This is a genomic window from Paenibacillus sp. FSL W8-0187, from assembly GCF_037969755.1.
In the GTDB taxonomy this organism is placed as follows: Bacteria; Bacillota; Bacilli; order Paenibacillales; family Paenibacillaceae; genus Paenibacillus_AQ.
In genome coordinates this window covers 541,907-565,074 of record NZ_CP150206.1, presented here as the reverse complement: position 1 = coordinate 565,074, position 23,168 = coordinate 541,907, and the positions used below count along the sequence as shown (strand labels likewise).

Here is a 23,168-nt window from a genome sequence, read left to right as displayed (position 1 = left end):
CCTCATAGATCAGGACCTCGATCTGGCATACGGCCCCAACAGGTGGAGCACAGCGGAATGCCTGTGAAACCCCTAGTCAGCCACCAGGTGCGCTCTATAACCATATGTTGAATAATAGAATGCCCCGTGTGCGACACGGGGCTTTTGTTGTTTAGAGGAGTTTAATGATTAGAATACTTTCGCTTTGGTTTACGCGCATGAAGCTTATATGACTAATGATTCTAAGGTTCGAACCAGTTGAAGTACTTTGTCTTGGGTAATCAGGCTCAACTTAAGATACTCTTGCTTAGAAGATAATCCGGCTCATCTGCGCGAGTTGGGCAGTACCCTTACGTTGGGCCTGGTAGCAGGGTAATAGGTGGCGATGCTATCCATAAACGGACACAGAATACGTTATTTAGGAAAAAATCCACCATTTTTGAACTCGAACGGACCCTAGTTCCGTTATTTGCTCCAAAAAACGATGAAAAGGCCGGAAACGAGCCCAATAGCGGATCTAGTGTCCGCTAAGCTTGAGTTTATGGCGTTATCTCATAGAATAGCGGAACTGGAGTCCGATAGGTCGAGAGCAACAAGTAGTAGATGACTTCAAGACCAGTAAGTACCGGCACGGAATCCGCTATTTCTGGTGTAGTAAGTGCAAACGCCACTGGAGCCCTCAACTCCAGGCGCAGCCAGTGCAATCAGCAACGGAATCCCTACTCTTGGTGCAGCAAGTGCGCACACATCACTGGAGTCCTCCACCTCAGATCCACCAAGTGCAATCAGCAACCTGTTCCCTACACCAGCCACACCTAGTACAATCGGTAACCAAGCCCCTTACACCAGGAGCAACAAGAGCAGCCAGCCCCGCCGCTTCCCTCGATTGCGCCACCCAGCCCCCTCCGCTTACTTCTCCTCCATCAGCTGCCGCAGCTTCGCTTCCGTAGTCGAATCGGGGGCGGGGGTATAGATGCTGCAACGAAGGTCATCATTTCCGTACACTTTGAGCGACGTGAGCTCATATACCATTTTCCCGGCCTTGGCATGCCGGAACTCCAGATGTACTTCCGGGGCGTAGCTGACCTGGCTCTGCTCCCACATCCGATTGAAATCGGGATGCCCGTTCTTCATCTCCTCCAGAAAACGGTCATACCACTCATCCTCGACGTATTGACCGTAATAGGACCGGAACATCGACAAGAAGCCGCTGGCGAACTGTTCCCAATTCACCGCCAGCCGTTGAAACTCCCTGCGGGTGAAGAGCAGCCGGATCATGTTCCGCTCCTCGGGCGGAATGCGGTCAAAATCAAGGAACACGTATGCAGCCGCACGGTTCCACCCCACGATGTTGCACATCCGATCCGATATCATGACGGGGCAATATTTTAGCTCAGTGATGATTTTTTGCAGGGACGGACTGATCTGCACCGCTTCTTGTTTGACCGTATACGGCTCCGCCCCGCTCTCCAGCGCCAGCGAATACAGATATCTGCGCTCATCCGCATTTAGCTGAAGCGCATTGGCGACGCAGTCCAGCACGGACGACGATACCTGGATGTCGCGTCCCTGCTCGAGCCAGGTGTACCAAGTGGTGCTAACACCCGCCAGCTGGGCGACCTCTTCCCTGCGCAAGCCTGGTGTTCTCCGTCTAGTCCCGGGCGGAAGTCCGACCGACTCGGGTGAGATTTTGGCACGCTGCCCTTTCAAGAATGCCGACAACGCTTGCAGCCTAACCTGGGAATTCATTGTACAAGCCCCCTTCACTCATTAAGGATAGCAGTATTTATACTAGGATAAACGGTATCTTGTAATAGGATACTACACGTGACATTATAACCTTAAGATTGACAAGTTATAAAGTCTTAAGGAGGCTGTTGATCCATGGAAAGAGTTGTTATCACCGGTATGGGCGTCATATCGCCGCTGGGCCATGATGTTGAGACGTTCTGGTCCCGGCTTGTTCGGGGAGAGTCCGGTATTATACATATAGAAACAATGGATACATCAAGACAAAAGGTACAAATAGCGGGTGCCGTGAAGGAGTTTGACGCAAACGCGCTGTTTGGCGTTAAGGAAGCTCGGCGTTTGGACCGCTTCTGCCAGTTTGCCTTGGCAGCGGCGGATCAAGCTATAAGTCAGTCGGGACTCGATCTTGATCAGATCGATCATGAGCGCATGGGGGTCTACGTCGGCTCCGGCATCGGCGGCATCCAAACCCTGATGAATCAGAGCGGCACGCTGTCGTCGCGGGGTCCCGAGCGGGTCAGTCCTACACTGGTTCCCATGATGATTCCCAATATGGCGGCCGCGCTCATCAGCATTAAATACAAGGCGCTGGGCTCCACGCTGGCACCGGTTACGGCATGTTCGATCGGCAATACGGCGATCGGCGAGGCTTTCTTTAACATCCAAGCCGGCCGGTCCGACATCATCATCGTGGGAGGATCCGAAGCCGCATTGACCGACATCTCGCTAGCCAGCTTCGCGAATGCAACCGCTCTTTCCTCCCGTAACGATGAACCGGGCCGGGCCAGCCGGCCGTTCGATACAGACCGGGATGGATTCGTCATGGCGGAAGGTGCCGGCATCCTCGTTCTGGAATCCCTCTCCCATGCCTTGGGCAGAGGCGCTGAAATTCTGGGCGAGGTCATCGGATACGGCGCCAGCTCGGATGCCTATCATATGGTCGCCACACCGGAGGACGGCAGCGGCGCGGCACGGGCGATGAAGCTGGCCCTGACCGAGGCGAACCTCGCTCCAGCCGACGTGGATATCATCAGCGCCCATGCCACAAGCACGGTCATCGGTGACCGTTCGGAGACAGCGGCCATTAAGCAGGTGTTTGGCGAGGAGGCGTATCGCATTCCGGTAACGGCCAACAAGTCGATGACCGGACATATGCTGGGCGCATGCGGCGGCGTGGAGGCCATTGCACTCGTGAAATCTCTGCAAGAAGGCATCATACCGCCGACAATCAATCTGGAGCATCCCGATCCAGCATGCGATTTGGATTATGTACCGAACCAGGCGAGAAACGCCGAGCTCCGGATTGGCATGTCGAATTCCTTTGGCTTCGGCGGACATAATTCGGCGATTGTTATCCAGAAATATGAGCATGAATAACCATGAGTTCCAGACCCCAGTGAAAACTGGGGTCTTTTTCTTGTTGCGATTCTGGAAGAATGGGCTGAATAATGAGACAGAAACACTTTTTAATTTTTTTTTCGCAGAATCAAACTTTTTGCAAGACTCGCACGTCTTGCTTCCGTAAGTCAATTGCAATTGATGGTTACCCGCGCGGGCCCAAAGGAGTGTCATATTTACATGAGTGGCGGCCGGAAGCTTGAGAAGCTTCTTATTCAATGTATAACCGAAAATCAGGACAGCGCCTACCGGCTGGCATACAGCTACGTTAGAAATAAAGAGGATGCCCTCGATATCGTTCAGGACGCGATCCACAAAGCATTTTTATCCATGGAAAAGCTGAAGCAGACGGGTTCAATAAAAAGCTGGTTTTTCCGAATTATTGTAACAACCTCCCTGGATTTCATTAGAAAACAGAAAAAAGTCCATGTCATGGATGACGAGAACCTGGAGGTTATATTACCCGGCAGCCATGACCACTATCCGAATCTGGATCTGGCCCAATCTTTGGAGGAATTACCCGACAAGTATCGGGTCGTCATCATACTCCGATTTTTTGAAGATATGAAGATTGACGAAATTGCCGAAGTGCTCAACGAGAACGTCAGCACGGTGAAAACGAGATTATACCAAGGACTACAGAGACTGCGGGTGAACTTAAGCGAGGAAGATCAAGAGGAGGCACAACGATAATGCATGACAAGCTGAATAGGATGAAAGAGCAGTACGAGAGCACTCCTATTCCTGACGAACTAAGCTCGATTATCAACAAGACCATAGCAACCAGAAGAAAAAAAAATAGAGCGCTGCCCTGGCTCGCTAGTGCTGCAGCTGCATGCATGCTACTGTTCGCCGGAGTGAATACCAGCCCTGCCTTTGCCCAGGCCATGTCCGATGTGCCGGTTCTGGGCCATATCATCAAGGTGATCACCATCCGTGAATATGCCGAGCAAGACGATAACACGGAAGTGCATATTGAAACACCCGGCATTGCCAACTTAGGAAATACAGAGCTTGAGCAAACCCTGAATAACAAATACCTGGAAGAAAATAAAAAGCTGTATGAGAACTTCAAAGACGAAGTCGCCCTGCTAAATAAAGAAGGCGGCGCCCATCTGAGTCTCGATAGCGGTTATGAAGTGATCACCGACAATGAACAGCTGTTGACACTTTCGCGCTATATTGTCGAATCTGCTGGAAGCTCTGCCGAATCCAGAAAATACGATACGATCGACAAGAAGAACCAGATGGTGATCACGCTGCCAAGTCTGTTCAAGGATGATCGTTATATCCAAGTCATCAGTGACAATATCAAGGAGCAGATGCGCCAGCAGATGCAGAATAATCCGGACAACATCTACTGGGTGGAGCAGCCCGGCGTGGAGTCCGATGTACCGGAGGATCTGTTCCAAACGATCGCCAAGGACCAAAACTTCTACATCAACCAAAACGGCAAACTGGTCATCAGCTTTAATGAATACGATGTTGCACCCGGCTATATGGGCGTCGTGGAATTTACGATCCCAACGGAAGTAATCGCAGACCAGCTCGTCAGCAGCGAATACATCCGATAGATCCGCCGTTCATCACTAGGAGTGCAGATCGTTCTTCCGATCCCTGTTGCCCCCAGATTTTCTTTTGAAATTTTATGAGTCAGTGGAAATCCGGGGACAAAGGGGACCGCTTCGCTTCTCCAGAACGATTCTGCCTTCTCCGTTTCAGATCACAAATTGTAGATATCAAACCCTAAACCTGGAGGTAATATATAATGAAAAAAACAATGAAAACAACAACCCCATTAACCAAAACCCTGGCGGCTGCCGGATTAGCGGGCATCCTTATGATCTCCGCTTCGGGTCTGCCATCCGCTCATGTCCATGCCGAAACCAAAGCTGCAACGAGCACGAATCGGGTGACCGCTCCAACCGTTGCCCCGCAACTGGTAACATCCAAAACACTGCAATCCAAGGAAAAATGGCTGGAAACCAATATTAAGATCCCTGTATTCCAAGGTCTGACTGACACCAAATATCAAGACCAGTTGAATGACATTATCGAATCCCATGCTTCCAAGGATATGGACAAATGGGAGAAAGAAGCGGCGGAAGCGGCTGCAAATGCACAAAAGAATGGCTATACCATGCACCCTTATCAGCTAACCATTAATTATGAGCTCACATCGGATGGTAAAGACGACAGCTTGATTTCCCTTAAGGTCATCACCGAAGGCATCGGAATGAACAATGGTGATCCTCGTGTGGATACGTACAACTTCACGAACGAAGCCGAAGCCCAGCGCGTGACGCTCGAAGACCTGTTCGGTAAAGATTACAAATCCATCGTGGATAAAGCTGTCAAAACCGCGATTGCCGCGGATCAGGACCAATACTTCGCGAACGAAGACGGATTTCAAGGCATAGACGCGGAGCAATCCTTCTATGTCGCAGACGGAAAAGCCTATATCGTATTCCAAAAATACAGCATCGCCCCTGGATCCACAGGTACACCGGAATTTGCCATAAAGCTGCCGGGTAAAGGATCAGACAAAAAGCCTGCTGCAGCCGTAGTGAAATCAGGTGCTTATTACAAAGATAAAAACGGCAAGATCATGGTTCAGGTATCCGTGCTGCGCCAGCTGCAATTCAATGTCAAGTGGAACGGCAAGAGCAAAACCACCGAAATCTCCAAAGGAGCTGTCTGGAGCGCGGTGAAGCTGAACAAGGATGCATACACTTTGGGTAAAATGGCCCCACGTTCGCTGGGCTCGGCTCCTGTAATGAAAAAAGGCCACATCTATGTTCCACTTGCTTTCCTGACAGACGTTCTGAACCTGAAGGCAGATCAAAGCAAGCATGGCCAGATTACGGTGACCGCTGCAAAATAATAGATCCACTCCATTCAAAGCCTGTGCCTCCTGCACACCATCTTTCCAAAAGCAGGGACAGCACAGCATGCGGTAAAGAAGAGGCCCTCTCCAACACGGAGACGGCCTCTTCTTATTTTCTGTTAGCTCTGAAGAACGTTTACCTTAACTAGGCCTTCCTTGTCCCTGTTATAACGCAAAATTCCGTCAGCAATACCCCAACGACAATGCTTCTCCAGCCTTGCCGCCCCATTCATCATCCATCAGATACCGGGCATGAATCCCTTCTCCCTCATGTACAAAAGTGAAACGATAATACACTTCTTCATCCTCGCAAATCTCAAAATACAGTGCGTATCGCCCCTTTTGCAGCGGAAGCTCAATAACGGCGTCCGACATGACGGACAACAGCTCCAGCTTCCCGGGATCCAGAACATCAAACGGCACGACCATCCGCCGCTGCGCGTTCGGATCTTCGATGAACGCTTCTTTCAAGGCCAGCTTCACCCAAGCACCGAAAGCATCGTCAGGGATGGGATCAAAGGTGAGATAACCGGGATGAATGACAACGCCCTGCTTGATATTGGTTTCTCCCCATTGGCACAAATCCTCATCAAAGTCCCGTGAGCGGACTTGTATCTGATGGTGCGAGATCGTGAGGTCCACCTCTTGGGTCATTTTTGTATGCTGCATATGTATAGCACCTCGCTTTTTGGATATCTGCATTCTATTTAAGCCGCTCCATATGGATCGTGGCCAGCCTGCGGTCCCTATCCACCTGAACCCGCATGCTGATGCCCAGCTTCTCCTCGAACAATCGGGTGACATTCAGATACTTATCCTCGACGACTCCCGATCCTCCTCGGCCGTTGGAACGCGTCATGCCTGCGGTGATAATCTCTTTCACCATATCCCCATCCGCTTTGGCGTCCGGATCGTATGTAAATATGGGCTCTTTACGGTCATTATAAAAGATCATGTCCTGCCGGTATTCCTTTGCGTTCACATACTCTTTTCGCGTCTCGATATAGTCGCTCTCCAGATGGCCATACTGAACCCGCCCTGCCAAGAACGGATTGTCCTCGGAAGCCTCCACCTCGAACTGCCCGTATGCCAATTGATACAGCATGTTGAGGTCCGACCCTTCCAACCTGTAGTACAACGGACGAAGTTCCCCTTGCTTATCGGTTGCGGCGAAACCGGCCAGCAGCGGCCAAGCATCCACTTGTTCACCATCCACATCAACGGCCAACTGGTATTTGGTCAGGACCACCTCATTATGAAAAAGCCCATACGTGCGCGCAATAAAATAGCCGGGTATCAACAGCGTGGCTGCCACCAGTATGATCACTCCCCAGAGGACCCGCCTGCCTTTCATGCTGCCACCCCCCTCGCTAGTTCTTCTTCTGATTATCACGCACAACGACATCGTATGTAAGCATCAAGAGCGCTTTCTGGCGTTCCATCAGTAGTCCACCTCTTCAATATCGGTGCGCAAATTGCGATTGGACGCCCGAAGCAGTTCCGTGAAGGAAGGCGCGATATAATACACAAAGTCAGGATCATGCACATACATGATGATCTGCCCGGACGTTCCCGGCTCGGCCGGATCGAAATCCAGCATTAGATACAGCGACCCGCCTGCCATCGTGGCAAACGGATACCAAGCCTTGTGAAACAGATACGGTTTAATCTTCGGATCCAGCTGCTGTATTTCCTCCGAACTGTAATACGCATCCAGTGGTACATCCCGCTCGCAAAAATAAGATTTGACTTCCTTCATCTCTTCCAGGCTCATCAGGTAAAACGGCGGGTATTCTCCATCCCCCTCGTTACCGGGATAGAGCACGTGAAACCCGTATCCGCTGCCGTTCTTCTTACTGTAAAACGAACGAAAGTCCCGCGGCAACTTGATCCCGAACTCCGCTTCGAAAAGCTGCAACTGGGCAGGAGCAGCCCCCTCCAATTGTTTATATTCCTCCAGCAGATCCCGAAGATCTTCGGCAACCTTCTCCTCCAACTGCTGCTCCAGCTCGAGCATCAGTCCATCAATGACAGCATTCATACAATAACCTCCGTTTATTACATGTCCACTTACTCCAAGCGGAGTGCTTCCCTATACTAAAAAGTATATAGAACGCTGCAATGAAAACAACATGTCCTTCGGCATGAAAAAAAAGGGACAAAATCCCTGTTGAGATGTTCGTTTTGGTTCTTTTATGAAAACACCCCGGGAAATTTCTGGCTGCTGAAGCACAGCTATTTCATGGCGGTATCAGTTAATTCGATACAGGGATAAGTGGGATAGAGATAGCCCGCTCTCCTACCGGAGAGTTAACACCATTTTCGCATAAGCAGCTCCATGGGGCCTCGCTTCACTCGCTTTCTCCATGCCCAAGAAAAGATGACAGCCATCACAAAGTAACCGCAGCCGTAAGCAACCGCAAAGCCCAGATGGCCATTGTTCAAATACCCGACCGCTTCCAGCAGCCCCAACCCAATGAAGATATGACCGAGATAATGGGAGAGCGAGAGCTGCCCGGTCCATATAAGCCACCCTGTCAGACGATTCTTCTCAAAACGCTCAACGATATAAAAACAGATCGTAATCACGGCAACAGCCAGACATGCGGCAGAACATACATAGAGCAGCGTGGGCGGCATCGGCTTGGTCGTAAACAGATAACTCGCCGAATCGGCATCAAGCCACGGGGACGTCCAGTGAATGAGGAAATACGATAACAGCTCAAATATAACCGCCCCGGACAATGAATAAATCATGAGCTTCCGTCTGTGGTTGCCGCCCCACCAGCCCTTTCTTCCAAGCCACATGCCGATGAGGAAAGATATGAAAATCCACCGATGCGGCATTCCGGTTACATTGATATGCTAAATGACATCGACAAACTCCAGCTTCCCAAAACGCGAAGGAATATGGTAGTTCACCTCACCGGTCGGGCTCCATGCCTGATACTCCCGGTATCCTTGGGTGTCCTCATCAATGCGGTAAAAATTCACGCCCCAGCTTCGTCCCGCTTGCGGAGCGTTCTTGAAGTTCGCAGCCGGAATGCGAATTTCATATATCAAATTTCCCTTACCGTCATGTTCTACCGAGGTTTGAAGACCGGTAAGATCCCAATGAATATCGCTGCTTGTGATCGACTTCCCTCCATCATTACGGATCAGGGCGTCGAATATAACATTGTTCGGACTAACCTCAAGCTCGATATATTCCGTTCCCGTTCCTGCTTCGTCGATAAACAGTTCCACGACATCCTGTTCATACAGCGGATCATCCCGATGCTGATACTCCGATACGATATGAGAATCTTGGCAAACAAACCGTACATAGAAGCATTCGGAGCTCCAGCAGGCGCGAACCTCGGTCGCTTCTCTCGTAGCAAGCCCGGTCACGGTATCACTTAAGGCCACTGCTTCATAACGGTCCCAATCGATGCCCCCCTGATGCTCTCCCTGCTGAATATATATAACGGGCTTGCATGGGTAAATTGCCGTATAATGCATGATCATCCCTCCGAAAAAATTCAATGGTTAATCTATCCTCTATGATAAGACATACAGATTCGGTTCGCTATTCCGTGGTAAGAATAAAGAACATACGGGAAATCCCATCTTTTGCTCTATGTCCCCATAGTGAAAATAAGCGCATGCTGTGCTACAATAATAAAATTGCAAACTCTAGGGAGGGTTATGGATTCGCCATGCTCATAATTGGTATCGCCGGCGGCACCGGATCGGGCAAAACGACGGTTGCCCGCTCTGTCATTGACCGTCTTGGTTCAGATAAAGTGACTTTCATTTCGCAGGATAACTATTACAAGGATCATAAGGAACTCAGTTTCGAGGAACGCGAAGCGATTAACTATGATCATCCGTTCGCCTTTGACAACGAGCTGCTCGTCGAACATCTCGGCATTTTGAAAAGCGGACAACCTGCATTCGCACCAGTGTATGATTTTACTGCCCATGCCCGCTTCACGGATCAGACCCTCGAACTGAAGCCGAACAACATCGTCATCATTGAAGGCCTTCACGTGCTGTCCGATGAGAATCTACGCAAACTGCTACACATTAAAGTGTTTGTGGATACCGATCCCGATGTACGCCTGCTTCGCCGGGTCGTACGCGATATCGAAGACCGCGGCCGGACCATCCAGTCGATTCACAATCAGTATCTGACAACCGTCAAGCCGATGCATGAGGCGTTCATTGAACCCTCCAAGAAATACGCCGACCTGATCATTCCCGAAGGCGGAGAGAATGAGGTTGGCATTCGTCTGCTCTCCATCTTAACCGAGAAATATTTGACTGGCGACCGCACGCTGTCGGGGGAATAGGACAAGCCTGCGAATCAGCTATTTGTCAGTTTGGCAGCATAGAAAAAAGGGGCTGTCCCAAAAGTAAGTTTGTTCACTCGATAAGACAGCTTGATTGGTGAAAAAGCAGGGGAATAAAAGAATGGTGGTGCTAGGGAGGTCATCCCTGGCACCACCATTTCTGTATTTTGGTCAATTGCCGCCTTCTAGCTCGCTTCGATAATGTTGCTTTCGTACCTATAAATTTTTAAGAATAGGCCATTACCTCTCCGCAGGGGATAATTCCAGCTTATCCTCAGGCGTTTTCCTTGTTTTGTACCCCTGTAAGGTAGCTAGAACTACGCCGCAAATAATTAGAACAGATCCTCCCACTTGCGTTAAGGAAACCGGGGTGCCGAGCGTGATATAACCTAAAACCATGGCGACAAACGGCTGCAAATTCAGAAACAGGGAGGCTTTAGCAGCCCCCACCTTGCGGATCTGTGCATTCCAGATGATCGCGCATAAGCCTTGAATAAGCAGCGCTGATCCGATTAAGAGAACCCACCACCAGAAGCCAGGCTCCACCTGCACGTGAGGCTCGCTCCAGACCGCTACCGGGTATACGGTAATACACCCCAGCACTGTGGTGTACACGGTTGCGACAAACGAGTCCATACGTTCGGTCAGTTTTTTCATTAGGATAATAGATCCCGATAATGCCAACATACAGATAAACATGATCCAGATGCCTTCGGTGATGTCAATGCCTAAGCTTCCGCCATGTCCAACAACGAAGAAGACGCCGGCAAGGGCAACAATCGAGCCTGCGGTCATACGTATCGTAAACGGTTCCCTCAAAAATAAGCGGGCAAACAGCGCTGTGAAAATCGGAGCTAACGATAAGATGAGCGAAGCCGTCGTTGCGTCCGTTGTCCGAAGTCCCGTAAAGAAAGAAACTTGGTGCAGCAGCATCCCGATAAGAGCGAATGGTACCAAATAAACGGAGTCACGGAACGTAATCTTCGTCAAGCGATGGGTTGCAATCAAATATATAAGCAGGAACACCGATGAAACCATAAGTCGGTATGCCGACAGGTGCAAGGCGGGAAATGCTTGCAGTAGCAGCGAGCCTAATACGAAATTGCTCCCGTAAAGTGTTGCACAAAACAAGAGAAGCAAATAAGATCGCAAGCAGAAGCGCCTTCTTTCAAAGAAATACGGATAATGGGGCAGATTTAAATGCGTTTAACTGCGATAAGCTCGATTTCAATCCCAGCATCTCTTGGTAGTCTGGACACTTCTACGGTTGTTCTGGCAGGGTGATGATCAATGAAATATTGGCTGTACGCTTCATTCATCTGTTGAAATTGCTCTAAATCCGTCATGAAAACGGATGTTTTTACAACGTCTTCCAAAGAAAATCCAGCCTTCGCTAAGACGGCCCGCAGGTTCTTTAATATTTGATGGGTTTGGTCCACGATGCCTTCTTTGAGATTTCCTTCAGCATCAATCGGAAGCATGCCCGACGTATAGATGGCATCTCCAAAAGCGATGGCTTGCGAATAAGGACCGATAGCTGCAGGTGCTTTTGTTGTTGTTATTGCGGTGTGGCTCATTGTATAAAGTTCCTCTCCGTCTTTTGTAAATTCGGTGAATAAAGAGCCCGAGGCGACAATGCCGCGGGCCTCTAAATTAGGCAAGCGATAAAACTAAAACCCGCTCTTGCAGGGCATATTTACTTCGCTGGCGCGTACGTTTCATCCAAGAAACCGCAGATGGCTTGAAAAGCCTGAAGCCTGTTTTTCTCCAGCAAAACCATATGCGTTCCTTCTCCGATTTCGACCCAGCGGCGATAGGCAGCTCCTGTCAGGGAAGTGAAGAAATTCTGAGCCAATTCAAGGGGCACATCAATATCCCACTCCGCATGGACAAGAAGGACGGGAACAGTGATTTCTTTTGGCTCATAGAAAGCTTTACCTGCCGTCCAGTATTCGCGAATATCCAGGATAGGGCCATTGGTCGCCCGAATATGCTCAGGATGATCGGTTAGGCTTCCCGGGTCGGAAGCAAGAGTTGCTTTGACCCATTGTTCAAACCAGCCATCCGGAATCAAATCGCCGCGCTTATGTTCTGGCGCGGCGCTTAGCCATCGTTCCTTCGTGCCGCCGGCAGCAACAAAGCGATATGAACCAAGCGGACCGCCGGTATCGATAGGAACCGGTTTAGAGCTCAACCATTGTGGGGCAACAAGCGAAAGCTTGTTTACTTTATCGTTGTTTTGACTGGTATAAGCTCCCGCAACCGTTCCTCCCCAAGACATTCCCAAAACATTGACTTTCGTTAAATTTCGGCGTTTCAAAACGTAGTCCACTGCTGTACCAAAATCTCGAACTCCCGTTTCCGTACGGACCAACGGAGGATTAAGGTCGGCAGGCTCCTCCATCTCAGGCGGCCTTGTCGAGCTGCCGTAGCCGCGAACGTCCACAGCGTAAACATCATAGCCATGGCTGGCAAGGAAGTCTAGGAAAGAGAAACCGTCTAGCTCCACGTAATACAGACTGCCTATTGGATAGGTAGCGCCATGAACCATCACGATTGTTTTTTCGTTAGAGAAGGTATTCATGGAAGCTGGCCGTTTATTTCGTACATAAAGCTCAATCCCGGGTGTATCGCTCGCGATACGAAGGTCTTCGGTCAAGATGGTTACATCGTTAAGAAAATCATGGTTTGTCATAAGCTCAGCACCTTTCGTATTTTGTTTGCGTCAGGTCGTATTAAATAAAGTCCCACTTGTAGCTGTCGCCGTTTCGAGTCACGTATCCCGCCGCACTTTCCGGAAAATGCGTGCTGAAATAAATGACCGGGCGATCCGCGATGTATTCCAGTACCCGAAGCCGTGAAATACGGGCTAGATCGGTAAATTCGCAGTACATGGAGTTCCAGTCCGGATTAAAAACCTGGAACGGATGGTGCATCACATCGGCGCCAAACAAAGCTTCTTCTCCGTCAGATTTGAGACTGATGGACATTTGGCCGATACTGTGGCCGGGTGTCGGAATGAATTTGAAAATTTCAAGAAAATGCCCGCCCTCAGGGCCGATGGTTTGCGTTAAGCCAGCTTCGACAACGGGCAATACGCTTTCTTCGTAAACGTTAAAGTTTACTTCGTTTGCTTTGTTGTGGCTGGCCTCGCTGGAGTAATATTCTTGCTCCGCGAGGGGAAATACGTATTTGGCATTTGGGAAAGTCGGCACCCATTTTCCGTCCACAAGCTTCGTATTCCAACCAACATGGTCCACGTGAAGATGCGTCAGCAGAACGTAGTCCACTTCCTCCGGCGTAACCCCCGCCTCCTTCAGCCGCTTGAGATAAGGGAGCTGGAGATTGGCAAGGTCCGGATTAAGAGGCAGATTTTTATCGTTCCCTGTAGCTGTATCGATTAGGATCGTATGGTTCGTGGTTTTCACCACCCATGTTCCAATGCTAACGATAAGCTGAGAATTGCCATCGATCAGGCCAGACGGAAGAGAGTCCCGATTCTCCTCCAGGAACATGCGGTCCCACGATCCCGGAAAATACACTTCTGGGGGAATACCGCCAAGCATCATTTCCGTGACACGCGTAACAGTAACATCACCTACTTGATAGACTTTGGAAATTTCGGTAGTCATTCTTTTATGCCCCTTTCGTCCTTCTGACACGTTTCTATGAATTCGAGTAACAAGGAACGGTTTTCTGTTGCAATCATGTGATTAGTATCTTGTTACCTTCAAAAGTTTCGCTGTAAATGAAAATTATTCTGTTGAGTGAACGATGTGCAGATACCCGGGTGAAATTCGATCGTCAACCTTGATTAAATCTTAGTCCAATAATAGCGCCAAATCAACGTTTTTACACCGTAATTCCGCCCTAGTAAAAGAGCTTGATATTGCTCATAATTACACCTATTATAAAATAGTAAATTTCGCTGTCAGCGAAATAATTTCGAGATTTAGGAGACTGGCACATGAATTCGATCGGAGAAGCAATTCGAAGTACACGAAAAAAACAGAAATTAACGCTTAAGAAGGTAGCCCAAGCAGCCTCCATATCCTTGTCTTTTCTCAGTGAAATTGAACGCGATAAGGCGAATCCGTCCATCAGCGTTCTGAAGCGCATAGCGAATGCATTAAACGTGAATTTTACGGATTTGTTTGGTGAGGAGAATCGAAGCATTGTCGTTAGAAAAAATGAGCGTAAACCTTTGGTGCATTCCGAAGGCTCCCGCATTACCTGGTACGCGCTCAGCCAAGGAAGCAGCAACAAAATGGGGCCGATATGGGGAGTGCTGGAGGAAGGAGCAGCTTACGGCGACGTCAGCGTCGGCCACAGTGATGGCGAGGAATTTCTATTTGTTCACTCCGGGCGTTTGGAGTTTGTACTGGGCAATGAACGTTATAGGCTCGAAGAAGGGGACAGCATCTATTATGATGCCAGAATCCCCCATAGTTATAAGAATATCTGGGAAGGCGAAACGTTGCTAATAGCAGTTTCTACTCCGCCTACTTTTTGACGGAACGGACTCAAATCCGTACGAGCCCAATAGTGGGAATCGTCCAAGGGCATATAGGAATATTGCAAATCTAAAAGAGGTTCCAGAGTTGATTGTTTAATACAGGATATTTGCGGATGAGGTACAGAAATGGCGGTGCAGGGATGACCTCCCTGGCACCGCCATTCTTTTATTCCCCCTGCTTTTTCACCTATCAAGCTGTTATCGAGTGAGCAAACTTACTTATGGGACAGCCCCCTTTTGGTGTTATCCGTGTCATTTGCGCTAGTATTTCCCGCTCGTATTGCTTGAGTTTTTCCGCTTCCGCATTTGTTGGGTTCTCTGCGTTCTTGTTTCCGGAATGTTGCGTTATCCGCGATTCCTGCGTTATCCGCGCTTACTGCGATTCCTGCAATTCCTGCAATTCCTGCGTTTTCCGCGTTTCCTGCACTTCCTGCACTTTCAGCATTTCCACCGTTTCCTGACTCACCGGTGCTCTCAAAGCATCCAGCTCCCGGCAGTTCAACCATCAAATATGCGGATCATAATCCGCAACTACGAGCACATCCATATGCCTTGCGCTTCTTAGCAGGCCCCGGATCATTCTCCTCTGAGCGCACAGCTTCCATCCGGCCATCTGCGGCTGGCCGATAATGAATTGGGTTGCCTTAACCTCGTCTGCTGCTGCGACCAATTGAGAAGAAAAGGCGCATGCTGGCCCCCTTTTTACCGGCAGCATCATGAAGGTTCCCCCAAGTCGCTCCGTTAATGTCTGAATCGCCGTCAGGCGCTGCTCGTCGTCATGGGACAGACTGTGATGACGTTCCAGAGGAAACGCCACATACCAGTTCGCCTTCAGCCGATGAGCGATCCGGAAGCCGCGTCGAATGAGCCGCTCCGCTTGCGGGCCCCTGCCAACCATGACATAGATAACCTCCTCGCGCCGCCACGGCCCCCGAAGCGAGCCGCTGCGCTGCCAGGATTCCAGTCTCTCGTCCACATCATCGGCAATTTCCCTTAAGGCAAGCTCTCTTAGGGCAATAAGGTTTCCCGTCTTGAAAAAATGGCTGAGTGCCTGATGCACCTTCTCCTTCGCATAAATGTTCCCGTCCTTCATCCGCTGCTGCAGAGACTCCGGCGTCACATCGACGAGCTGGACCTCATCGGCCGATTGCAGAATATGATCCGGTATCGTCTCGCGGACGCGGACGCCTGTAATCTGCTCGACAGCATCATTCAAGCTCTCCAGATGCTGCACGTTCACGGTCGTAATGACGGAAATGCCGGCCGACAGAATGTCCAGCACATCTTTATACCGTTTCTTGTACTTGCTCCCAGGCACGTTCGTATGCGCCAGCTCATCCACGAGGACCACGTCCGGTCTGCGGCGAATGATCTCATCGGTATCCATCTCCTCAAGGAGCGATCCCCGGTAGTCCACCCTTTTTCGCGGAAGAACCTCCAGATCAGCTACCTGTGCCCGCGTATCCTTCCGGCCGTGCGTCTCCAGCAATCCAGCCAGAACCGTCAATCCCTTCTTCAGCAGATCGTTGCCTTCGCGCAGCATCGCATACGTCTTGCCCACACCCGGGGCAGCCCCGATATAGACTTTAAACCGCCCCCGCTTGACCTGCTCCATCTTCCGGTCCAGCTCTTGTTCATTCAAGCGATGGAACGATTCGGAAGGGAGCCGCTGCGGATGGAGCCGAGCCGGGATGATCCGCTCCCCGTCATGTGCCGCCCGATCTGCCACCATAAAAATATCCATCCCACGCGTCTTCTTCAGCAGATCCTGAAGGATCGAGCCCTGCCACAGCTCTTGCATGCGCGTCTGCTTCGAATGGCCAAGAACAATGCGTGTAACATGGTGCTCCACCGCATACTGAACAAGCACGTCAGCCAGCTTCCTCCGGGAACGGAGGGGAAGTTCCTCCAGCTTGGCACCAATCCGCACCGCGAGCTTAACCATGGAACGCTTAAAGGCAGCCTGTTCTTTGGTAAGCTCCAATCCCGGTTTCACAAACGTGACGGCCAACAGCTCGCCGTTTAATCGCTTCGCGATCTGCTGCCCGCGTCGCATATAGATAGACCCGTTCCAATGGTACTGGGTGGACACCAGTATTCGCTCAAGGGCTCCCGATGGACCGACGAGCCCATGTTCCTTGCGGTACCGCTCCAGCGAATGGCTCACTCCTTCAGCAACAAGACGGAGCGTCAACTCCCGGAGCACGGCCAGATTGCCCTGCTTCCATACGCTGCCGCCTCCAAGCAGGCCATCCTGTGCCCGTTCCAGCATCGTTTCGGGTGTTACGTCAATGAGCACCACCTCATCGGCGCTCTCCAGCGTATCAGCCGGTACCGTATGGCTGGCTTTAATGCCTGTCAGCTTGGAGGCAATGCCCTGCACGTCCTCCAGCTCATACACGTTGACCGTCGTGATGACGCTGATCCCCCGACTTAACAGGAATCGGATGTCATCCAGCCGCGTGGCATGCCGCGCTCCCTTCCGGTTCCGATGGGCAAGCCCATCAACAAGCACCACCTCCGGGTTGCGCTGCACCAGCAGATCCAGATCAAGATCCTTCTTCTCTACGCCGTCCTCCACCCAATGAATGCTGGGCACCCGCTCCAAATTCCGGACCTGCTCCACCGTTTCCGGACGCTGCATCGTGGATACGGCACATATGACGACATCGATGCCTTGCAGCCTTAGAGTCTGTCCTTCGCGAAGCATATGATAGGTTTTTCCCGAACCGCTCACAGCCCCGATATATACCTTGAGTCTCCCATGGTGGAGCTTCGCAATCGACCTTAAGATTTCCTCCGGCGATTTTCTCCGAAATGGGTCCATGATCAATCAAGAAGCTCGGCAAGAGCCAGATTCAGCTTCAATACATTGACGCGCGGTTCACCAAACACGCCCAAGTCCCGTCCCTCCGTATGTTCCTTTACCAGCTGATCAAGCTCTGCCTCCGCAATTCCGGTCAGCTTGCTGATCCGCGGAATCTGAATATCCGCTGCCTGAGGCGATATGTGAGGATCCAACCCGGAGCCGGAATTCGTTACCAGATCGATCGGCACCTTGCTCGCCGGAACGTCCGGATTGTTCTCCTTCCATGCTTCAATCGAAGCCTTCGTTCGTTCGATCAAATCCGGATTGGAAGGTGCGTAGTTATTGCTGCCTGAGCCGGCTCCGTTGTATTCAATGCTGGACACCCTGCCGTGAAAATATTGAGGTTCCGTAAAGTTCTGGCCGATCAATTCCGATCCAACCACCTTTCCGCCGGAATCCGTGACCAAGCTGCCGCCGGCTTGCTTCGGCATGAGCAGCTGCGAAGCTCCTGTCGTAACCAGCGGATAGAGAACTCCACATAACACGATAAATACAAGACTCGTTCTTACGGCAATGCCCAGGGAGACACGGGCGGAACCCGCCTTAGTATGAGGCGCCGGTGATGATTGCTGCAATGGATTATTCATAATTCCTCAATCCTTCCCTTGATATCTTCCACGTAAAGCAATCTTCGAGTTATCTCGATATGCCTGCTACGATGATCATATCTAAATCCACAGATGGACGATCATGTCGATCAGCTTAATCCCGATAAAGGGTACGATCACGCCACCTAAGCCATAGATCAGCACATTGCGCTGAAGCAGCTTCGACGAACTCATTGGCTTATAGGCTACGCCCTTCATCGCAAGCGGTATCAGCAGTGGGATAATGACGGCATTAAAGATCAGCGCAGACAGAATCGCCGACATGGGAGAACCCAGTCCCATGACGTTGAGAACATTCATGCTTGGGATGGCGGCTGCAAACATCGCCGGTATGATGGCAAAATATTTGGCGACATCGTTCGCGACGCTGAACGTGGTCAGCGCGCCCCTCGTCATTAGCAGCTGCTTGCCGATGGCAACCACCTCGATAATCTTCGATGGATCTGAATCCAGATCCACCATATTAGCCGCTTCCTTGGCTGCGGTGGTACCGCTGTTCATCGCCAGCCCCACATCGGCCTGGGCCAGCGCCGGGGCGTCGTTCGTACCGTCACCGGTCATCGCTACTAACTTCCCTTCGGCTTGTTCTCGGCGGATGACGGCAATCTTATCCTCGGGCTTGCTCTCGGCGATATAATCATCGACACCTGCTTCACGGGCAATCGTCGCCGCGGTGAGCGGATTGTCGCCGGTGCACATAATCGTCTTGATGCCCATCCGGCGCAGCTGCTCAAACCGTTCCTTCATGCCCGGCTTCACGGTGTCCTTAAGGTAGATCAGACCATAGATGCGGTTATCCACGGCGATAGCGAGCGGAGTTCCGCCCTCTGTCGCGATGGCGTCACTGTTTGGCGTCAAATCCGAAGGGATGGAACCTCCTTGCGACTGCACCCACGCCTTGACGGCATCCACCGCACCCTTGCGGACTTTCCGTCCATCCTGCAGATCCATGCCGCTCATCCGGGTCTCAGCCTTAAATTCGATGAATTCCGCCCCAGCCGCCATGCTTTCATCCACTTCAAGTCCTTCCTTCTTCAGCAGCTCCAATACCGAGCGTCCTTCCGGCGTCTCGTCTTGCAGCGAGCTCACGGCTGCCCACTGGGAAACCGAGGCAAGCGATTCACCGCCGACGGGAATCAACTGGCTGGCCATCCGGTTACCAAACGTAATCGTACCCGTCTTATCCAGAATCATTGTATTGATGTCACCGGCTGCCTCCACCGCCTTGCCCGACATCGCCAGCACATTGAACTGCGTCACCCGGTCCATGCCGGCAATCCCGATCGCCGACAGCAAGCCCCCGATCGTGGTCGGGATGAGACACACCAGCAGCGAGATCAGCACCGGAACGGACAGCTCGATGCCAAGATACTTCGCAATCGGTGCGAGCGTAACGACAACGATCAGGAAAATCAGCGTTAAGACGATCAACAACGTGTTCAGAGCAATTTCATTCGGCGTCTTCTGGCGGGCGGCTCCTTCAACAAGCGAAATCATTCGGTCGATAAACGATTCCCCCGGATCGCTCGTAATCCGAATTTTGATCGTATCGCTGACAACCCGGGTACCCCCGGTAACCGAACTGAAATCGCCGCCGGCTTCTTTAATGACGGGCGCGGACTCGCCGGTAATCGCCGATTCGTCAACGGACGCAAGGCCCGCAATGACCTCCCCGTCCCCGGGAATCATCTCGCCCTGCGTAACGATCACGATATCTCCTTTGCGAAGATCCGTGGATGGTACGGATTGTACCCCTCCGTTCTCCATCACTTTATGAGCCGTCATTTCCTGCTTGGATTGCTTAAGGGAGTCGGCCTGCGCCTTCCCGCGTCCTTCGGCAAGAGCCTCTGCGAAGTTAGCGAACAGCAGCGTCAACAGCAAAATCACAAACACCGTCAGATTAAATCCGATACTGCCCTCTGTCCCGAAATAGGACGGAAATAACGTCATCAGCAAAACAACCAGGGTGCCGGCCTCCACCACAAACATGACCGGATTTCTCATCATCAGGACGGGGTTCAGCTTCGTGAAGCTCTTCTTGAGCGCCTGACGAACCATCTCTTTGGACATCACTTTTTTTCTCGTATTATTCATGGTAATAGGCCACCTTTTCTATTAACGGATCGTCAGATGCTCAGCAATCGGACCAAGCACAAGTACAGGCAGGAAGGTCAATGCACCGATAATCAGAACCACTGCAATGAGAATGCCGGCAAACAGCTTATTATCTGTCCGGAACGTCCCAAGCGTCTCGGGAACCCATTGCTTCCGCATCAGCGAGCCGCCCACCGCCAACAGGGCAATCATCGAAATGTAACGGCCGAAGAGCATGACCAGTCCTGTTGTAATGTTCCAGAACGGCGTGTTATCTGACAGACCCTCAAATCCGGAACCGTTATTGGCAGCGGAAGACGTGTATTCGTACAATACTTGCGAGATGCCATGAAAGCCCGCATTGGTAATGCCTGCCTGCCCTGCATCCGTCATCAGCGCAAGGGCGGTCGGAGCCAGGATGATAAATGGATGCACCAGGATAACAATCGCAATCAGCTTCATCTCCCGCGCCTCGATTTTTCTGCCTAGAAATTCGGGGGTTCGACCAACCATAAGACCGGCCAGGAACACCGCCAATATCGCGTACATGAGCATATTCATCAGCCCAACGCCCTTTCCGCCAAAAACAGAGTTCAGCATCATCAGGGACAGCGGCGTAATCCCTCCAAGCGGCGTGAGTGTATCATGCATGTTGTTGACCGACCCGGTTGTGGCCGCGGTCGTCACTGTCGTGAACAGAGAAGATTGAGCAACCCCGAACCGGACCTCCTTGCCCTCCATGCTGCCTTGCGAGGCATCGATGCCCAAGCGGTTCAGCGCCGGATTGCCATTGGTTTCAGCGGCATAGTTCAGCGACAGGAAAGCGATAAACAAGGTCATCATCACCGAGAAAATAATCCAGCCCTGTTTGCGGCTCTTGGCGAATAAACCGAACGTATACGGAAGTGCCGCCCCGAGACTCCACATGGACAGGATTTCGATGACATTGGTCAGCGGGGACGGGTTCTCGAACGGATGTGCCGAGTTCACTCCCATAAACCCGCCGCCGTTGGTGCCCAGATGCTTGATCGATTCAAGCGCAGCTACTGGCCCTACAGCTATTTGCTGCTCGCTACCTTCCAGCGTCGTGACGCTGAGCGTAGGCTTCAAGGTCTGCGGCACCTGCAGCGCAACCAGTACCATTGCAATGATGAACGCAGCCGGGATGAACACCCGGGTGTGAGCTTTGACGAAGTCCTCAAAAAAATTACCGACGGTTGAGCCCTTGCTAGTCACCGCCCGGATAAAAGCAATCGCCACGCAGAGCCCGGTTGCCGCAGACGTGAACATCATCATCGTAATGACAGCCATCTGGGCCATATAGGATAACCCCGACTCCCCGCTGTAATGCTGAAGATTCGTATTGGTCATAAAGCTGATGATCGTAGAGAACGACAAGGTCGATTCCATATTATCGATGCCATTCGGGTTGAAGGGCAGTACTCTCTGCAACCGCAGAATCAAATACCCAGACGCGACCAGCACGATATTCGTCATCACAAAGCTGATGGCATAACCTTTCCACGTCATTCCCTTGCGTTCTTTCAAGCCAATCAGTGCGAAGATCGGTTTCTCCGCCCAGGAGAACCATCTGTCCGTTCCATTGCCTTCATTGCGAAACACCTGATATAGATAAGTTCCAAGCGGCTTTACCAGCAGCACCAGAACGAGTATAACGATGGCAATTTGTAAAATGCCCATGGCGAATGCCTTCCTCCTTCAGCTGTCTCCCTAGAATTTTTCAGGGTGAATCAGCGCATAAATCAAGTACAGAAAAATAAAGAGCGTGCATACCAAAATGATCATCATGGTTAATCCGCCTCCGGTTCAGAAACCACGCGCCCACACCAAGACATGAACAGCATGAACAGTCCGTAGGTTCCTCCCAATATGAGCACCATATATAAATCCTGCATGAATATAACCTCCTAAAACCTCGTTGTGATATCAGCCAAGACCTTAGCTGACAATGGACGAAATCAGGAAGGATACCTGGTGATGGTTCGTATGAAGCACCACATCGGCACCCAGCCCTTTGTATATCAATCGCGGATTGCTGGAATGGGTAATCACATAAATCGACTCTGTGGTCCAGGTCCGGCAAATCCGTAAATAGCGGCAGCATAGATTCAAGCTGCTCTCGAACAGAAACACCTTGCTGACGGGAAACTCGGGAATGATCCAGGTTTGCTCGTCCCTTGTATCGATTAGTATCATGTTGGTGCAGCCCAGCTCATGCAGCCTCTCCTGTTCAACCCGGTTGTTGGCTATGGCCACAAACGAAATGCGCTTAAAGATCAGCTGGCGGATAAATTCTTCCCCGGCCTTGTTCGGTGCGGATACCAGGATAAACTCCTGCGATTTCTCCATCTTTTGTTCTCCTCCTAAGTTCGGAAAGAGAAGACAACAACAAAGAAGCCTGTGGAAAGAGAAGAACTCTTCCCGCAGGCTCCTTAATAGGACACGGTGAAATACACCGTGGCCCAAGTCCACGACAATCGTTGCCTCTCTCGATACGCTTACGAGGTTAGCTGACGGATTCGGGCGTGAGAGTCGCCCTACCCATAGACCGTTATCTTGTCCATGGGATTCACCCCTGAGAGATAGATTCATCTCCCGACTGGTTCCCCCGTTCCTTTTCCATTCAAGGACTCAGCGAAAATTGAAAACGAGTAGCATGTTATTCTATTAGCCATTGACTAAACATCCAGGTCCGGCAAAACAACACAGCATC

22 protein-coding genes and 1 riboswitch are annotated in these 23,168 nt (G+C 51.0%); of the genes, 6 read left to right on the top strand and 16 right to left on the bottom strand.

The genetic code is table 11. The annotated features are described in order from the left end of the window. Nucleotides 1-588: 588 nt before the first annotated feature. The gene (locus tag MKY48_RS02505) at nucleotides 589-744 is read right to left on the bottom strand and encodes a hypothetical protein (protein WP_339292218.1); all 156 of its coding nucleotides are present in this window, start codon (nucleotides 742-744) and stop codon (nucleotides 589-591) included. A gap of 144 nt (nucleotides 745-888) precedes the next feature. Continuing rightward, nucleotides 889-1,728, bottom strand: coding sequence for a helix-turn-helix transcriptional regulator (locus MKY48_RS02500; protein WP_076322423.1), 840 nt, complete (start codon nucleotides 1,726-1,728; stop codon nucleotides 889-891). 135 nt (nucleotides 1,729-1,863) lie between these two features. On the opposite strand from MKY48_RS02500, the gene fabF reads away from it, so the two are divergent. The 4 genes from fabF to MKY48_RS02480 all read left to right on the top strand — a co-directional run bounded on the left by fabF (nucleotide 1,864) and on the right by MKY48_RS02480 (nucleotide 6,010). Next, nucleotides 1,864-3,105, top strand: a complete 1,242-nt coding sequence (gene fabF / locus MKY48_RS02495) for a beta-ketoacyl-ACP synthase II (protein WP_339292217.1) — start codon at nucleotides 1,864-1,866, stop codon at nucleotides 3,103-3,105. Between the two features lie 201 nt (nucleotides 3,106-3,306). After that, on the top strand, nucleotides 3,307-3,819 hold the full coding sequence (locus tag MKY48_RS02490) for an RNA polymerase sigma factor (RefSeq protein ID WP_076322425.1): 513 nt from the start codon (nucleotides 3,307-3,309) through the stop codon (nucleotides 3,817-3,819). Then, nucleotides 3,819-4,700 carry a DUF3298 domain-containing protein gene (locus MKY48_RS02485; protein WP_339269788.1) on the top strand — a complete coding sequence of 294 codons (882 nt, stop codon included), beginning with the start codon at nucleotides 3,819-3,821 and terminating at the stop codon, nucleotides 4,698-4,700. Before MKY48_RS02490 ends, MKY48_RS02485 begins: the two co-directional genes overlap by 1 nt. A 194-nt stretch (nucleotides 4,701-4,894) precedes the next feature. Next, a complete protein-coding gene (locus tag MKY48_RS02480; RefSeq protein WP_339292216.1) occupies nucleotides 4,895-6,010 on the top strand; it encodes a DUF3298 domain-containing protein in 1,116 nt (371 codons plus the stop codon). Nucleotides 6,011-6,196: 186 nt separating this feature from the next. On the opposite strand, the gene comJ is transcribed toward MKY48_RS02480, so the two are convergent. The 5 genes from comJ to MKY48_RS02455 all read right to left on the bottom strand — a co-directional run bounded on the left by comJ (nucleotide 6,197) and on the right by MKY48_RS02455 (nucleotide 9,514). Beyond that, the gene (comJ, locus tag MKY48_RS02475) at nucleotides 6,197-6,682 is read right to left on the bottom strand and encodes a competence protein ComJ (protein ID WP_076322682.1); all 486 of its coding nucleotides are present in this window, start codon (nucleotides 6,680-6,682) and stop codon (nucleotides 6,197-6,199) included. A gap of 34 nt (nucleotides 6,683-6,716) precedes the next feature. Further along, complete coding sequence (locus tag MKY48_RS02470) at nucleotides 6,717-7,367, bottom strand: hypothetical protein (RefSeq protein ID WP_339292215.1); 651 nt, start codon at nucleotides 7,365-7,367, stop codon at nucleotides 6,717-6,719. 87 nt (nucleotides 7,368-7,454) lie between these two features. Next, nucleotides 7,455-8,054, bottom strand: a complete 600-nt coding sequence (locus MKY48_RS02465; protein ID WP_339292214.1) for an SMI1/KNR4 family protein — start codon at nucleotides 8,052-8,054, stop codon at nucleotides 7,455-7,457. A gap of 269 nt (nucleotides 8,055-8,323) precedes the next feature. After that, on the bottom strand, nucleotides 8,324-8,770 hold the full coding sequence (locus MKY48_RS02460; protein ID WP_339292213.1) for a DUF418 domain-containing protein: 447 nt from the start codon (nucleotides 8,768-8,770) through the stop codon (nucleotides 8,324-8,326). Nucleotides 8,771-8,878: 108 nt separating this feature from the next. Beyond that, nucleotides 8,879-9,514 carry a carbohydrate-binding family 9-like protein gene (locus tag MKY48_RS02455; protein WP_339292212.1) on the bottom strand — a complete coding sequence of 212 codons (636 nt, stop codon included), beginning with the start codon at nucleotides 9,512-9,514 and terminating at the stop codon, nucleotides 8,879-8,881. Nucleotides 9,515-9,711: 197 nt separating this feature from the next. Between MKY48_RS02455 and udk the strand changes: the two genes are divergently transcribed. Beyond that, nucleotides 9,712-10,347, top strand: coding sequence for a uridine kinase (gene udk, locus MKY48_RS02450; RefSeq protein WP_076322433.1), 636 nt, complete (start codon nucleotides 9,712-9,714; stop codon nucleotides 10,345-10,347). A gap of 240 nt (nucleotides 10,348-10,587) precedes the next feature. On the opposite strand, the gene MKY48_RS02445 is transcribed toward udk, so the two are convergent. The 4 genes from MKY48_RS02445 to MKY48_RS02430 all read right to left on the bottom strand — a co-directional run bounded on the left by MKY48_RS02445 (nucleotide 10,588) and on the right by MKY48_RS02430 (nucleotide 13,979). After that, nucleotides 10,588-11,499, bottom strand: a complete 912-nt coding sequence (locus MKY48_RS02445; protein WP_339292211.1) for a DMT family transporter — start codon at nucleotides 11,497-11,499, stop codon at nucleotides 10,588-10,590. 44 nt (nucleotides 11,500-11,543) lie between these two features. Then, the gene (locus MKY48_RS02440; RefSeq protein WP_076322435.1) at nucleotides 11,544-11,924 is read right to left on the bottom strand and encodes a RidA family protein; all 381 of its coding nucleotides are present in this window, start codon (nucleotides 11,922-11,924) and stop codon (nucleotides 11,544-11,546) included. Between the two features lie 119 nt (nucleotides 11,925-12,043). Further along, nucleotides 12,044-13,042: an alpha/beta hydrolase gene (locus tag MKY48_RS02435; protein WP_339292210.1), complete on the bottom strand. Its 999-nt coding sequence runs from the start codon at nucleotides 13,040-13,042 to the stop codon at nucleotides 12,044-12,046. A gap of 40 nt (nucleotides 13,043-13,082) precedes the next feature. Then, nucleotides 13,083-13,979 carry an MBL fold metallo-hydrolase gene (locus tag MKY48_RS02430; RefSeq protein ID WP_339292209.1) on the bottom strand — a complete coding sequence of 299 codons (897 nt, stop codon included), beginning with the start codon at nucleotides 13,977-13,979 and terminating at the stop codon, nucleotides 13,083-13,085. Nucleotides 13,980-14,314: 335 nt separating this feature from the next. Here MKY48_RS02430 and MKY48_RS02425 point away from each other — a divergent pair, with 335 nt between their 5' ends. After that, the gene (locus MKY48_RS02425; protein WP_339269766.1) at nucleotides 14,315-14,860 is read left to right on the top strand and encodes an XRE family transcriptional regulator; all 546 of its coding nucleotides are present in this window, start codon (nucleotides 14,315-14,317) and stop codon (nucleotides 14,858-14,860) included. Nucleotides 14,861-15,368: 508 nt separating this feature from the next. On the opposite strand, the gene MKY48_RS02420 is transcribed toward MKY48_RS02425, so the two are convergent. From MKY48_RS02420 to MKY48_RS02400, 5 genes are all read right to left on the bottom strand, one after another. Next, entirely contained in the window at nucleotides 15,369-17,690 is a 2,322-nt protein-coding gene (locus tag MKY48_RS02420; protein WP_339293465.1) for a histidine kinase, read from the bottom strand. A gap of 2 nt (nucleotides 17,691-17,692) precedes the next feature. After that, nucleotides 17,693-18,319 carry a potassium-transporting ATPase subunit KdpC gene (kdpC, locus tag MKY48_RS02415; protein ID WP_339292208.1) on the bottom strand — a complete coding sequence of 209 codons (627 nt, stop codon included), beginning with the start codon at nucleotides 18,317-18,319 and terminating at the stop codon, nucleotides 17,693-17,695. An 81-nt stretch (nucleotides 18,320-18,400) separates the two neighbouring features. Further along, complete coding sequence (gene kdpB, locus MKY48_RS02410; protein WP_339292207.1) at nucleotides 18,401-20,434, bottom strand: potassium-transporting ATPase subunit KdpB; 2,034 nt, start codon at nucleotides 20,432-20,434, stop codon at nucleotides 18,401-18,403. 21 nt (nucleotides 20,435-20,455) lie between these two features. Continuing rightward, complete coding sequence (kdpA, locus tag MKY48_RS02405; RefSeq protein WP_339292206.1) at nucleotides 20,456-22,135, bottom strand: potassium-transporting ATPase subunit KdpA; 1,680 nt, start codon at nucleotides 22,133-22,135, stop codon at nucleotides 20,456-20,458. A gap of 258 nt (nucleotides 22,136-22,393) precedes the next feature. Next, a complete protein-coding gene (locus MKY48_RS02400) occupies nucleotides 22,394-22,804 on the bottom strand; it encodes a hypothetical protein (protein WP_076322442.1) in 411 nt (136 codons plus the stop codon). A gap of 130 nt (nucleotides 22,805-22,934) precedes the next feature. Next, nucleotides 22,935-23,102: riboswitch (cyclic di-AMP (ydaO/yuaA leader) on the bottom strand. Between the last annotated feature and the right edge of the window lie 66 nt (nucleotides 23,103-23,168).

What these genes read in the sequence shown, in the direction of transcription:
- udk (WP_076322433.1), top strand. Translation starts at nt 9,712, where the DNA reads ATGCTCATAATTGGTATCGCCGGCGGCACCGGATCGGGCAAAACGACG.
- MKY48_RS02425 (WP_339269766.1), top strand. Translation starts at nt 14,315, where the DNA reads ATGAATTCGATCGGAGAAGCAATTCGAAGTACACGAAAAAAACAGAAA.
- MKY48_RS02455 (WP_339292212.1), bottom strand. Translation starts at nt 9,514, where the DNA reads ATGCATTATACGGCAATTTACCCATGCAAGCCCGTTATATATATTCAG.
- MKY48_RS02460 (WP_339292213.1), bottom strand. Translation starts at nt 8,770, where the DNA reads ATGATTTATTCATTGTCCGGGGCGGTTATATTTGAGCTGTTATCGTAT.
- MKY48_RS02430 (WP_339292209.1), bottom strand. Translation starts at nt 13,979, where the DNA reads ATGACTACCGAAATTTCCAAAGTCTATCAAGTAGGTGATGTTACTGTT.
- kdpB (WP_339292207.1), bottom strand. Translation starts at nt 20,434, where the DNA reads ATGAATAATACGAGAAAAAAAGTGATGTCCAAAGAGATGGTTCGTCAG.
- MKY48_RS02435 (WP_339292210.1), bottom strand. Translation starts at nt 13,042, where the DNA reads ATGACAAACCATGATTTTCTTAACGATGTAACCATCTTGACCGAAGAC.
- MKY48_RS02420 (WP_339293465.1), bottom strand. Translation starts at nt 17,690, where the DNA reads ATGGACCCATTTCGGAGAAAATCGCCGGAGGAAATCTTAAGGTCGATT.
- MKY48_RS02490 (WP_076322425.1), top strand. Translation starts at nt 3,307, where the DNA reads ATGAGTGGCGGCCGGAAGCTTGAGAAGCTTCTTATTCAATGTATAACC.
- MKY48_RS02500 (WP_076322423.1), bottom strand. Translation starts at nt 1,728, where the DNA reads ATGAATTCCCAGGTTAGGCTGCAAGCGTTGTCGGCATTCTTGAAAGGG.
- MKY48_RS02465 (WP_339292214.1), bottom strand. Translation starts at nt 8,054, where the DNA reads ATGAATGCTGTCATTGATGGACTGATGCTCGAGCTGGAGCAGCAGTTG.
- kdpA (WP_339292206.1), bottom strand. Translation starts at nt 22,135, where the DNA reads ATGGGCATTTTACAAATTGCCATCGTTATACTCGTTCTGGTGCTGCTG.
- MKY48_RS02440 (WP_076322435.1), bottom strand. Translation starts at nt 11,924, where the DNA reads ATGAGCCACACCGCAATAACAACAACAAAAGCACCTGCAGCTATCGGT.
- comJ (WP_076322682.1), bottom strand. Translation starts at nt 6,682, where the DNA reads ATGCAGCATACAAAAATGACCCAAGAGGTGGACCTCACGATCTCGCAC.
- MKY48_RS02400 (WP_076322442.1), bottom strand. Translation starts at nt 22,804, where the DNA reads ATGGAGAAATCGCAGGAGTTTATCCTGGTATCCGCACCGAACAAGGCC.
- fabF (WP_339292217.1), top strand. Translation starts at nt 1,864, where the DNA reads ATGGAAAGAGTTGTTATCACCGGTATGGGCGTCATATCGCCGCTGGGC.
- MKY48_RS02470 (WP_339292215.1), bottom strand. Translation starts at nt 7,367, where the DNA reads ATGAAAGGCAGGCGGGTCCTCTGGGGAGTGATCATACTGGTGGCAGCC.
- MKY48_RS02485 (WP_339269788.1), top strand. Translation starts at nt 3,819, where the DNA reads ATGCATGACAAGCTGAATAGGATGAAAGAGCAGTACGAGAGCACTCCT.
- kdpC (WP_339292208.1), bottom strand. Translation starts at nt 18,319, where the DNA reads ATGAATAATCCATTGCAGCAATCATCACCGGCGCCTCATACTAAGGCG.
- MKY48_RS02480 (WP_339292216.1), top strand. Translation starts at nt 4,895, where the DNA reads ATGAAAAAAACAATGAAAACAACAACCCCATTAACCAAAACCCTGGCG.